Raw genomic sequence first — 12,187 nt, forward strand, 5'->3', positions numbered from 1 at the left:
GGCGTGGCATTCCTAAGCGTGCCGGATGTGCCTAGACCAGCCGCCCATGATGCCGGAGGACGAGGCCGACGGCGCCCATGCAGTTGTCGTTGTCGAGGAAGCGGCCGGTCGTGAAGGTAGGATCGGCGCCGTCTCCATCGCCGGGCTTGACGAGCGTGTGGCGGAAATAGGCGGCCTGGATCGGCGCGAGAAGCATATCGCCCGCCGCCGCCATTCCGCCACTGATGACAAAAAGACCGGGGTTGAGGATCGTGCCGATCGTCGCGAGCCCGCGTCCGACGGCGTCGCCCGCATCCTCCAGAAGCCGTCGGAACCCGACATCTCCTCCCTGAGCCATCTTGACGAACTCCGCCATGCCGATGCTGCGCGCGAGGCGTCGCTCCGCCACGCTGAGAATGGCCGTGCCGCTGCAGGACAGCTCCATGCAGCCGCGGTTGCCGCAGGTGCAAAGGTCGCCGCGCGGGTCGAGGATCATGTGGCCGAACTCGCCGGCCGTCCCCGCAGCTCCAGTCAGGACCTTGCCGTTCGCCACAATTGCTCCGCCGATTCCAAGATCCAGTTTGAACAGGACGAAATTCTCGAACCCGGACGCGGCACCCCACATCATTTCCGCGAGCGCGGCGCAATTGCTTTCATTGTCGGCGAAGATCGGCTTCTGGAGCACCGGCTCGAAGGTGGCACGCAGGTCGACACCCTGCCAGCCTGGCAGCTGCGAGCCGCGCATGATCCGGCCGCTGGCTGCGATCGGCGCGGAGATGGCGAAGCCGACGCCGAGCAGGCCTGAATAGGGAAGGCTGTGCTCTTTGTAGATGTTGTCGATCGCCTGTTTGGCCATGCGCGTTGCCCGTTCGGGCTTGTAATCGCGCTCGAGCGGGACGGCGACGTCGGCGACGATATTGTGCGCCACATCGGCGAGGACCACGCGCAGTCCGTTTCGAGCGAGAAGGACACCCAGACAGGTTCCCGCTTCCGGGTTGAGGGAATGGGCGAGCGCCGGCCGCCCGATGCCGGGACTGCGCGTCTCCACCTCCACGACGAGGCTCGAGCGCTTCAGATCGGCGAGGATCGTGGAGACCGTCGAGCGGGCAAGACCCGTTGTCCGGGCGATCTGTGCCGCGCTGACTGCGCCATGGCCACTCAAGGCGCGAACCACGCGTGCCACGGGCGTGTCCACCTGACGTTCGTCGAGAAGGCCTCTGAGCCCGCCGCTGATCATATTGGCCATGTCGTCCAGCCCCTCCACAGAACCGAGCTTGCCTCAAGGAGCGGCTCTCGGAAAGCGGAGGCGTCGTGCCTGCCGAACCCTCAGACAAAATGTCTGCAACGAAAACCGCCAGCCTAACGACCAGCTTTACTCCATCTTCTATGACAGAACTGAACATATCACAAATCCGTTTTCGCTCGAGTTTTGTCATGGCTGACAGAATTCAGGTTGACAAACTTTGACGCCGCCGGTCTAAATGACGGTGAGGAAGAGAAAAAACACCAAGGGAGGAAATGATGAGCCTGAAAACCACCGCCTTGCGAACGGGCACGATGCTAGCGGCCTTGGCGCTTGGTAGCGCTGCGGCTTCTGCCGAAACCATCACGCTCTGGACGCTGAATTTCAGCTCCGAAGCCTCGAATGCCGCCATGCAGAAGATCGCCTCCGACTTCGAGGCGGCCAATCCGGGCGTCGATGTGGAGATCGTCACGCGTGGCGTTGACGATCACAAGACGGCGCTGCGCGTTGCCGCCGGATCGGACCGCGGGCCGGACATCTTCTTCAGCTGGGCGGGCCTCGGGCTCGGCGGCGAATATATCAAGGCCGGGCTCAGCCTTCCGCTCGACAAATATTACGCGGAATACAAGTGGGACGACGAGCTCGTTCCGGCCGCGGCCTCCTTCTCGAAGATCTATGAGGGCGGGCGCCACGGCGTGCCCTTCACCTTCAAAGGCGAGGCGCTCTACTACAACAAGGCGCTCTTCACGCAGGCCGGCATCACCGAGGCGCCGAAAAGCTATGATGATCTGGTTGCCGCCGCGGAGAAGCTGAAGACGGCCGGCATTCCGGCGATCACCTTCGGCGGCACCGTCAACTGGCACCTGATGCGCCTGATGGACGTGATCCTGGAATCGAAGTGCGGTGCGGAGAAGCACGACGCGCTGATGAACATGAAGGCGAGCTGGACGACGGAGCCCTGTGCCTCCGCCTCCTTCGGCGAGCTCGACAAGTGGAGCAAGAACTACATTCTGAGCCCTTTCATGGGCATCGACAATGCGCAGTCCTTCAATCTCTTCGTCGCCGGGCGTGCGGCGATGATGCTCGAAGGCGATTGGCTCGTGCAGCAGCTGGCGGAAGCCGGCAATCTCGACGACTACGATGTCTTCCCCTTCCCCACGGGAACGAACCGGCTCTATGGCTTTGCCGAATATCACTATATCAGCAGCAAGAGCAAAAGCCCGGATACGGCCGCCAAGTTCCTCGATTATTTCATGTCGACGCCGGTGCAGCAGGCCGTTCTCGGCCAGTTCAGCACGACGTCGATCAACAAGAACGTCGCCTATAAAGACCTGCGTCCCCTCGATCAGAAGTGGGTGGATATCTTCAACACCTATACGCAGGTCTACATGAACGGCGACCAGGCCTTCCCGCTCGATGTGACCACGGAATATTTCCGGGTCATCAACGAGGTGGCGAGCGGCAATCTCGCGCCCGCGGATGCCGGCGGCCAGCTTCAGGCCTTTATCGACAACAAGCGCTAGGCTCTCGCCGCAGCCGGCCTCTTCAAGGGGTCGGCTCCCCATTCGCCTCGCCACAATCACCCTGCAAACGGCACGGTCTGCCTGTGCCGTCCGGAGTGTCCGATGACGTCCCGACCTATCCTCCAAGACCAGCGCATGCAGGCTGCGATGCTGATCGCTCCGGCGATCGTCATCTATGCGGTCTTTGCCATCTACCCGATGGTGGACGTCGTGTTCTTAAGCTTTCAGCGATGGAACGGTCTGGATGCCGACAAGCAGTTCGTCGGCCTCGCCAATTATGTCGATATCTTCACCAAGGATCCGGTCTTCTGGGGTGCGTTTCGCAACACGGTGATCTGGACGATCCTGTCGACCATCTTCCCGCCACTGGTCGGGCTGCTGCTGGCGCTCGGCCTCAACCAGCCGATCTTCGGCCGCAACGGCCTGCGCGCGATCTTCTATCTGCCGGTCATCATCGCCCCGATCGCCGTCGCGACCATGTGGCGCTGGATGTATGATCCCTTTTTCGGTCTCTTCGGCCAGATCCTCACGTCCTTCGGTCTGCAAAACTGGATCCAGGACTGGCTCGGCAACCGGAACATCGCTCTCTACTCTGCCTTCGTCGCCTATCTCTGGCAAACCGTCGGCTTTTCCATGGTCCTGTTCCTGGCCGGCCTGCAGGGCGTCAGCAAGACGCTGATCGAGGCGGCGCGGATCGATGGTGCTAATCGCTGGAAGGTGTTCAAGCACGTGACCCTGCCGGCCTTGCGCCCGACGATCACCATTGTGCTGGTTCTCGCCATCATCTCCTCGCTGAAGGCCTTCGACATCATCTACGGGCTGACCGGGGGCGGTCCTGCTCAATCGACGCAGATGCTTGCGCTCTGGGCCTTCACCCAGTCCATGCAGATTTTCGACTTCGGGCGCGGCAGCGCGATCTCCGTCGTGCTCCTCCTGATCACGCTGTCGGTCGTCATCCCCTATCTGCGCTGGACGCGCAAAGCCGAGGAGGACGAGCAATGACCATGAACTCTGCATCTCTGGGCTTCGAGCAGGTCGAAAAGCCCCCGCGGGATTGGGTTCTGGTGGCCCTTTGGGTCACCTTGGCCATGGTGGCGCTGATCTGGGTCGCGCCCTTTGTCTTCATCATCTTCACCTCGCTGAAGTCCAACGCGGCGGTAATGGGCTCCAGCGCCTTCGCGCCGCCGGTCGATCCGAAATTCGCCAATTACTCCGGCGCATGGGATCGCGGCCGGTTCAATACGACCTTCTTCAACAGCGTGATCATCACCACCATCAAGGTGCCGCTCGGCCTCTTCATCTCCGCCATGGCGGCCTATGCGTTGGCGAAGATCGAGTTCTCTGGGCGCAAGCTCCTTCTGCTGGCGATCCTGTTCGGAACGATGATCCCCTTTCAGGTGATGCTGGCGCCACTCTTCACGCTCGTGAACGGGCTTCACCTGATCGACACCTATCCAGGCGTGATCCTGCCTTATCTCGCCTTTGGCATCCCCTATCAGGTCTTCATCCTGCAGAGCTTCTTCCGGGCGATCCCTAAAGAGCTGAGCGAAGCCGCGCGCATCGATGGCGCCTCGCATTTCACGATCTTCCGACGGATCTTCCTGCCGGTATCCCTGCCGGTGCTGGCCGCGCTGCTGATCCTCGATTTCGTCTCGACCTGGAACGAGTTCGCCATGGCGCTCGTCCTCTTGCAGGACCGTGCCATGTGGACCCTGCCGCTCGGGCTTTCCGCCTTCCAAGGCCAGTTTTCCAGGGACTACGGGCAGCTCAATGCGGCCATCGTCATGACGGTGCTCCCGGCCGCCATCGTCTACCTCATTTTCCAGCGCTACTTCGTATCGGGGCTGACCTCCGGTGCGGTGAAGGGCTGAGACAGACAGCAAGGACATGCCAATGACTGACACGACCATCGCCAAGTGGGACCTTTTCGAAGCCAGCTTCAGCGTTCCCACCGCCGGCAATCCCTTTATCGACGTCGAGATCGAGGCTATCTTCAGCCAGAAGAGCCGGATGGTGCGTGTGCCCGGATTCTATGATGGCGACGGCGTCTACAAGATCCGCTTCATGCCCGACAACGAAGGAGAATGGTCCTATGTGACGCGATCCTCGGCCGCCGATCTTGATGGGCAAACAGGAACCTTCCAGGCCGGTCCGGCGCGACCCGACGTCCACGGGCCCGTACAGGTCGCCAACAAGTTTCACTTCGCCTATGCCGATGGCACGCCCTATCTCGCCTTCGGCACCACCTGCTATGCCTGGACGCATCAGCCGCTCGATCTTCAGGCGAAGACGCTCGAGACACTGAAGCAGACGCGCTTCAACAAGATGCGCATGGGCGTCTTCCCGAAGGACTATCCCTTCAACATCAACGAGCCTTTGCACGACGTCTATGAACGCGATGCCGAGGGCGAACTCGACTTCGATCGGCCGAACCCGGCGAGCTTTCGGCACTTTGAAAACCAGGTGAAGGCACTTGGCGAGCTGGGGATCGAGGCGGACATCATCATCTTTCACCCCTATGATCGCTGGGGCTATTGCGACATGAGCGCCGAGCAGGATTACCGCTATGTCGCCTATCTGACCGCACGGCTGGCCGCCTATCGCAATGTCTGGTGGTCGCTCGCCAACGAATATGACTTCCTGCTCGACACAAAGCCGATGGGCCAGTGGGATCGCTACTTCCAGATCATTGAGGAAAACGATCCCTATCGCCACCTGAAATCGATCCACAATGGCGATGTGAACGCAAATTACGACCACCGCCGCCCTTGGGTCAGCCATGTCTGTATCCAGAACTGGGACGTGAAGCGCACGCAGGAATGGCGGGAGGCCTATGGCAAGCCAGTCGTCAACGATGAGCCGGAATATGAAGGCAACATCATCCTCTCCTGGGGCAACATTTCGGCCCGCGAACTGGTCCACCGCTATTGGATCACCCTTTTGCGCGGCGGCTATGCCGGGCATGGCGAGACCTTCATGCATCCGGACGACATCCTCTGGTGGGCGAAGGGCGGCGTTCTGCACGGCGAAGCCTGGCAACGGATCGGCTTCCTGCGCGATCTCCTGGAAGAGGACGTGGTCAACGGGCTGACGCCGATCGCGCGGGAGAGCAACTGGCCGTGGAGCCGGGTGTCCGGCGCGACGGATGGCGAGGTTACCTATATCTATCTCGGCGAGCATCAGCCGGTGATCTGGGCGCCGGGCCTGCCCCAGCAGGCGGGGGAGTACGACGTCGACATCATCGATATCTGGGAAATGACCGTCACGCCGGCCGTGCTCGTCGATGCACCCGCCAACCATCCCACCCGCCACGGCGCATCGCTGCGTCCGCGTCGGCCGGATGCGGCTTTCGCCGTGGAACTTCCGGGCAAGCCCAATCTTGCCATTCGCGTCCGGCCGAAGCGCTAGGAGGGGACCATGTCGACCGTCGAAATCCGTGACGTCCGCAAGTCCTATGGCGCCCATGCCGTGCTGCACGGCGTCGACATCGACATTGCCGACGGAGAATTCGTCATCCTGGTCGGGCCCTCTGGCTGCGGGAAGTCGACGCTGTTGCGCATGGTCGCGGGGCTCGAGACCATCACCGGGGGCACGATCAGCATCGATGGACGGGTGGTGAATGCCCTGGAGCCGAAGGATCGGGACATCGCCATGGTGTTCCAGAACTACGCGCTCTATCCCCAGATGACGGTCGCGCAGAACATGGGTTTCGCGCTGGAGCTTGCCGGTGCGCGCAAGGATGAAATCAAGCGCAAGGTCGATCATGCCGCCGGAATTCTCGGCCTGGAACCGCTGCTCGACCGCAAGCCGGCCCAGCTCTCCGGCGGCCAGCGCCAGCGCGTCGCCATGGGACGCGCGATCGTGCGCGATCCCAAGGTCTTCCTGTTCGACGAGCCGCTCTCCAATCTCGATGCGAAGCTGCGCGTCAAGATGCGCGCCGAAATCAAGGCCCTGCACCAGCGTCTGGGAACGACGATCGTCTACGTCACTCACGATCAGATCGAAGCCATGACCATGGCAGACAAGATCGTCGTCATGCAGGGCGGCCGCATCGAACAGATCGGCACGCCCTTGGAACTCTACGATCATCCGAGAAACATCTTCGTCGCCGGCTTCCTCGGCTCGCCCGCAATGAATTTCCTGGATGGCATCATCGTCGGGGAGGAGGGCCGCTTCGTGGAGCTGGACGGCGCTGGCCGCGTGACGCTGCCCGGTCCGATACAGACTGCGCCGGGCACACCCGTCGTCGTGGGCGTGCGACCGGAAGACATTGCGATCAGCGATGGTGATGGCATTCCGGCCGAGGTCGTTCTGGTCGAGCCGACGGGGTCGGAGACGCATCTGGCGGTGCGTGTCGGCGGCCAGGATCTCGTCGTCGTTCTTAGATCCCGCTTTGCCCTCGTTTCCGGGGAGAGTGTAAGACTTTCCTTCAACGAGTCGAAATTCCACCTGTTCGACAAGGTCACGCAGGAACGCATCTCCGTGGCGCGCCACTAAGGTCCGTTGCGTCTCCTCGCCCTTATGCCGCGCCATACAGCATCCTCTGCCCTTCGCAGGGGAGGAAGCGTCGATGGCTCCTTCGGCCGGTTGGTGGTGGCCGGCCACATCATGCCGATCGCGAACCGGCTCTGGCGAGAGTACAGTGTCCTTCCATCATTCGGTCCTGGCGGCCGGTGGTGGCGATCTGGAACGTATCTGCGCACATCGCCTCGAGGAACGTCCTTGCATCGATGCCAACCTTCGGCAATGACCGAGGGGGTCTCTGAACGGCTGGGTTTCAAGCGCGCAGCTGTCGTGGCTTTGCGCTCTCGATGGGGACGTTGGGCCGGCAAACCGATCGGGACTCAAGGGCCACGAAGCCGCTCACGCGCTACGGGACGGCACCAATTGCAATCCAGCGCATGTGGCGAGGATCGGCGACATCAGCTTGATGTGGGCGTCAAGCCGTCCCAACATTCTGTCGGGGAGAACAACTCGCGCAGGGGCGAGCGACATCCTGATCGGGGCGCTGCGCTCGGGAAGCGATCTTTCGGGTCTGAGAACCGAGGCACTTTTCGACGACCCTTATGCGATCGTCGGGCGGCCGGCGCATCCGCTTGTGTTACGAGGCAGGGGTGCAACTCTCGCTGATCTTGCACAACAGGAATGGGTGGCTCAGAGGCCCGGAACTCCAATTCGCGCCGCTTTCGACTCTCTTGTCGAGAACCAAACCGTGCCGCCTCGGACCAGCATCGAAACGAGTTCGCTCGTCCTCACGCGTGCGATCATTCTCCAAAGCGACCGGCTGTCCATGCTCTCCCGACGACAGATCGCCATTGAGGAGCGTGAGGGCCTTCTGACATGTGTACCGATCGCAGAGGATGTGCGAGAGCGTATGGGCACGCGCACGATCGGGATGACCATGCGCGAGACCTGGCTGCCGAGCAGGCTGCAATCGATATTTCTAGAACGCCTCCGGAGAGCCGCGGCGTCCTAGCGCGCGACCATGTCTTGAGGTCGTGCCGGAAGGTGAAACGCTGCGAGCCGTCATTCGTCTTTTTGGTCTTGAAAGGACCCGAGCCGCCGACCCGGCATTGTGGGGTCGAAACATCCGCTGTTTCGTGATGTCCATCGCGCTCGGGAGAATGACAGTTGGTTCCTTCAATGATTCTCAGCTCTCAAATTATGCCCCACGCCCGAAACCTTCCCCTCCCCGTCATCTCCCTCAAGCCCAGCTCCGACACAATCCGCCGCGCGGCCTGCGGCGTGATCTCGAGCGTCTTCGCCACCATCCCCGCCGAAACCAGCGGTTTCGCCATGACCAGCTCGACCAGTTCCGGCAGCTTCGATGACGTCCGCCGCCCTTCCAGCTTGCGGTCCATCATCGTTTTCGCGAGCGTCAACCTTCCATGGTCTTTCAGCCCGATTTCCGCGGCTGCGGCGAGGCCGTGGGCGATGGCGAGCAGCCGCGTCTCGCGGTTGCGATGACGCCGCCGGTCGACCGGAATGGTTCTGAGGCCGAGATTGACGGCAGCAAGATGCCCGCCGGTGGTGATGCCGGCCTCGCGCAAAATCGACGCGGCAAGCAGCCGGCCGAGCCAGGGCGCATGCTGAAGGACGGACAGCGCGTGCCAGGCATCGAGGGCAAGGATCGCCTGCAGCACCGCTGGCAGGTCCTGTCCCTGTCGCAGGACGCCGCGCCACTCTTCGATCCTGGCGTCCTCGTCCCAGTCGAGATCGTAGACCAGTGAATCCTTATCGGCGGACCTGATGCCGCCGGCGCTGCGGGGTCGTCCGGCTTCTTCGATGGCCGCCTCAGATCGGGCGAGCACGGCATCGATGGCGGCGAAATCGACGCCGAACGCGGCTCCCGCGTTATCCCCATCGTCCCCCTCCCCTTCCGCATTTGACGGGACGGGGCGCCGGGTCGCGCGTTCCGTTGATTCACCCTTGGATCCGCCAGACGTCATGTCCGAGGTTTGCCGGAGCGCCCGTAACCCATCGGCGGACAGCGCCCAGCTCGGGTCTCGGGCCGCGATCCGTCTGCGGGTGTGCAACACGTCATGGGAGATCGTGAGCTCATGCGTGGGTGTGCGGATATCGCGAAAGCTGTCGTGAAGCACGAGATCTTCCAGATGCACGAGCGCGCCGTCGATCCACAGCGAGGCGCAGGCATCGAGGAACTGCATGCGTTCGAGAAAGCCGCTCCCAACAGGAGACCGAGCGATGCGCTCGTCCAGGCGAGTGAGGGCGGCCCCGGCCTCGAAGGCAGGGCGGATCAGTGCGGTGACGTCGGTTCTAGAAAGATTGTAAGACATTGTAATCATGGTAAACGATTCGTTAAGAGAACTCTATCGGAATGTTGATGTTCTCTAGTTGGCGCACCTTACGAAGAGCGACTTCGCCATCGATAACTACTGTTTATCGCGGGTTAGCCATCTCATGACTGTTCGTTGCCATCAAAGCCCTTGACCGTTATATTGGACACATGCAATCCTCTGGAGATCCCGTCGTGTCCGAACCGCAGCTTTCCATTCGCAGCAGCAAAGCGCGCGATCTCGCGCATGCGCTCGCCCGCCGGACGGGCCAGCCGATCAACCGCCTGGTCGAACTGGCACTCGAACGCTATGATCAGGAACTTCGCCAGGAGAAGGCGCGGTATCCGATGGACGCGGTGTGGGAGTTGGCGGCGGAAGACCGGCGCAACATTCCACCCGGCACCACGTCCAATCACGACGAGTTCTATGACGAAAACGGCTTGCCGAGATGATCGCCATCGACACGTCGGTCATCATCGCGATCGCCGCAGATGAGCCGGAGGCTGAAATATTTAGGCCGCTCGTGGGACGGGAGCCGGTCATCATAGGCTGGCCGACGTTGCTCGAGGCGCGGATGGTCCTGACCGGCAAGGGGTTTGTCAGTGCAGCGAAGATGATCGGGCGCCTTGCCGAGACGCCGAATGTCACGACTGTCGCTTTTGACGAAAAACATTATCGTTGCGCCGAAGATGCGTTCGAGCGATTTGGCCGCGGTCGTCATTCCGCCGCGCTCAACATGGGCGACTGCTTTTCCTATGCTGTGGCAGCAGTCTCCAAGGCGCCATTGCTGTTCAAGGGGCGGGACTTCGGGCAAACGGATCTGAAACTTCATCCCGCGTCGTCGATGGCATGACGGGTCATGGCCAAAATCCTGTCGATCGCCGAGCCCTGACGTTGGACACGATCGCCGCCGTGCTTCCGATCGACCGGCGCGACAAGCTTGCCGAATTGCTCACGGACCAGGACATCGAAACGCTGCGGCACCTCGTCAACGAGGGAATGGGCGAAAACACGCTGCGGGCGCTGACATCCGACCTCGCCTATCTGCAGGCCTGGTGCCTGGCTGCCACCGGCCATCCCCTGCCCTGGCCTGCCCCCGAGGCGCTGTTGCTGAAGTTCGTCGCGCATCATCTCTGGAATCCGGAGCAGCGGCTGAAGGACTCGGAGCACGGAATGCCGTCCGTCATAGGCGGCCTCCTGCGCGACAAGGGTTTGCTGAGGGTCGACGGACCGCATGCGCCGGACACGGTGCGCCGCCGGCTGGCCTCCTGGTCGACGCTGACCAAATGGCGCGGCGTGACCGGGGCTTTCGCCTCCCCTGCCCTCCGGCAGGCGATCCGGCTTGCAGTCCGCGCGACGCCGCGGCCGCGCAAGCGCAAGAGCGCGAAGGCGGTGACGGGCGATGTGCTGGCCCAGCTTCTCGCAACATGCGGGGGTGGCACGCTGCGCGATCTCCGCGACCGCGCGATCCTGATGGTCGCTTTCGCATCCGGTGGCCGCCGCCGCAGCGAGGTCGCCGCCCTGCGGATCGACCAGCTGACCGTGGAGCCGCCGATCGAGCGGGAGGATGGCCCTCCCCTGCCCTCGCTGTCGATTCACTTCGGCCGCACAAAGACGTCCGGCGCCGATCACGACGCGCTGGTCTACCTCACCGGTCGGCCGGTGGAGGCGCTCCAGGCTTGGCTCCAGGCGGCGAAGATCCGCAATGGCAGTGTGTTCCGCAAGGTCGATCGGTGGGGCAATGTCTCGGACCGCGCCCTTGATGCGCAATCGATCAACGAGGTGGTCAAGCAGCGGGCGAGACAGGCCGGTCTCGACTCCAGAGAGTTTTCCGCCCATGGGCTGCGCTCGGGCTATCTGACCGAAGCCGCCAACCGGGGCGTGCCCCTGCCCGAGGCGATGGAGCAGTCGCGCCACCGCTCCGTTCAGCAGGCGTCGCGCTACTACAATCATGCGTCCCGACGCACTGGTAGGGCCGCGCGTCTCTTGCCCTGATAATCGTGCCGGTGGCGCTGGACTGGATGACGCGTCTGCGCCGCCCCGAGAGACGGAGTGAAAAGCGGACGGGCGCGGTGCCATCAAAGCGGCCGACCGAGCGTGCGCTCCACCATGTGTTTCTCAGTCGGCGGTGAGGAAGGGCACCTTGTCGAAGATCGCAAGAGCCTGAGAGACGACGCCCCCGCGCCAGCCAAGCGCCCGCCATACCGCCCAGATATACGCGGTACTGGTCAGGATATTGACGATGAACAGCATCGTGGTCACCACTACATGGTGCGTCAGATATACGTAGAACTGTTTGATCCTGCGGACGTGGGCGAATGCGAGGGTTGCCTCGTTCTGAAGCGCGGTCGTCGATGTGACCGGCACGTCCAAGGATTCTTCCCCCGCCGCTGGTCGCAGTCCCTGAGTTTTCTCGTCGGCCGGAGACGCGCGCGGCGGCGGCTTTCATGACCGGCGCCCTCCCCCGATGTCGGCAGATCAACCCATTCCGCATCCGCGCGGCGAAACATCCGCAGCGACGCCCGTCAGTTCTTGTGCGGCTGACCGTGGTGGCGGATGCGTGCCCCTCCAAACGTTGCGAGGTTTCGCGTGCACTCCGGCTCAGTCTTGATCGGATCCTCCACGCACCGCTGGCGTTGGCGGCT

At 62.5% G+C, this 12,187-nt stretch carries 12 protein-coding genes; 9 read left to right on the forward strand and 3 right to left on the reverse strand.

What is annotated here, in order from left to right:
* Positions 1-31: 31 nt before the first annotated feature.
* Positions 32-1,225 carry an ROK family transcriptional regulator gene (locus U8330_RS21380; RefSeq protein ID WP_323107601.1) on the reverse strand — a complete coding sequence of 398 codons (1,194 nt, stop codon included), beginning with the start codon at positions 1,223-1,225 and terminating at the stop codon, positions 32-34.
* A gap of 311 nt (positions 1,226-1,536) precedes the next feature.
* On the opposite strand from U8330_RS21380, the gene U8330_RS21385 reads away from it, so the two are divergent.
* The 6 genes from U8330_RS21385 (at position 1,537) to U8330_RS21410 (ending at position 8,221) form a co-directional block, all read left to right on the forward strand.
* On the forward strand, positions 1,537-2,745 hold the full coding sequence (locus U8330_RS21385) for an ABC transporter substrate-binding protein (RefSeq protein WP_416236956.1): 1,209 nt from the start codon (positions 1,537-1,539) through the stop codon (positions 2,743-2,745).
* Between the two features lie 102 nt (positions 2,746-2,847).
* Positions 2,848-3,747 (forward strand): sugar ABC transporter permease, encoded by a 900-nt coding sequence (locus U8330_RS21390; protein ID WP_323107603.1) that lies wholly within the window; start codon positions 2,848-2,850, stop codon positions 3,745-3,747.
* Positions 3,748-3,749: 2 nt separating this feature from the next.
* A complete protein-coding gene (locus U8330_RS21395; protein WP_323107604.1) occupies positions 3,750-4,616 on the forward strand; it encodes a carbohydrate ABC transporter permease in 867 nt (288 codons plus the stop codon).
* A 22-nt stretch (positions 4,617-4,638) separates the two neighbouring features.
* On the forward strand, positions 4,639-6,153 hold the full coding sequence (locus U8330_RS21400) for a DUF5060 domain-containing protein (protein ID WP_323107605.1): 1,515 nt from the start codon (positions 4,639-4,641) through the stop codon (positions 6,151-6,153).
* Positions 6,154-6,162: 9 nt separating this feature from the next.
* A complete protein-coding gene (locus U8330_RS21405) occupies positions 6,163-7,242 on the forward strand; it encodes a sn-glycerol-3-phosphate ABC transporter ATP-binding protein UgpC (protein WP_323107606.1) in 1,080 nt (359 codons plus the stop codon).
* Positions 7,243-7,675: 433 nt separating this feature from the next.
* Entirely contained in the window at positions 7,676-8,221 is a 546-nt protein-coding gene (locus U8330_RS21410; protein WP_323107791.1) for a LysR substrate-binding domain-containing protein, read from the forward strand.
* 181 nt (positions 8,222-8,402) lie between these two features.
* Here U8330_RS21410 and U8330_RS21415 read toward each other — a convergent pair whose 3' ends face one another.
* Positions 8,403-9,551, reverse strand: a complete 1,149-nt coding sequence (locus U8330_RS21415) for an RHE_PE00001 family protein (RefSeq protein WP_323107607.1) — start codon at positions 9,549-9,551, stop codon at positions 8,403-8,405.
* Between the two features lie 185 nt (positions 9,552-9,736).
* Here U8330_RS21415 and U8330_RS21420 point away from each other — a divergent pair, with 185 nt between their 5' ends.
* The 3 genes from U8330_RS21420 to U8330_RS21430 are packed head-to-tail and all read left to right on the forward strand — an operon-like array spanning position 9,737 to position 11,537.
* Entirely contained in the window at positions 9,737-9,994 is a 258-nt protein-coding gene (locus U8330_RS21420) for a type II toxin-antitoxin system VapB family antitoxin (RefSeq protein WP_323107608.1), read from the forward strand.
* Positions 9,991-10,395 carry a type II toxin-antitoxin system VapC family toxin gene (locus tag U8330_RS21425; protein ID WP_323107609.1) on the forward strand — a complete coding sequence of 135 codons (405 nt, stop codon included), beginning with the start codon at positions 9,991-9,993 and terminating at the stop codon, positions 10,393-10,395. The genes U8330_RS21420 and U8330_RS21425 overlap by 4 nt, the downstream gene beginning before the upstream one ends.
* Positions 10,392-11,537, forward strand: a complete 1,146-nt coding sequence (locus U8330_RS21430; RefSeq protein ID WP_323107610.1) for a tyrosine-type recombinase/integrase — start codon at positions 10,392-10,394, stop codon at positions 11,535-11,537. The genes U8330_RS21425 and U8330_RS21430 overlap by 4 nt, the downstream gene beginning before the upstream one ends.
* Before the next feature lie 123 nt (positions 11,538-11,660).
* Here U8330_RS21430 and U8330_RS21435 read toward each other — a convergent pair whose 3' ends face one another.
* Positions 11,661-11,909, reverse strand: a complete 249-nt coding sequence (locus U8330_RS21435; protein ID WP_323107792.1) for a 2TM domain-containing protein — start codon at positions 11,907-11,909, stop codon at positions 11,661-11,663.
* Positions 11,910-12,187 lie beyond the last annotated feature (278 nt).

This window comes from Rhizobium sp. CC-YZS058 (assembly GCF_034720595.1).
In the GTDB taxonomy this organism is placed as follows: Bacteria; Pseudomonadota; Alphaproteobacteria; order Rhizobiales; family Rhizobiaceae; genus Ferranicluibacter.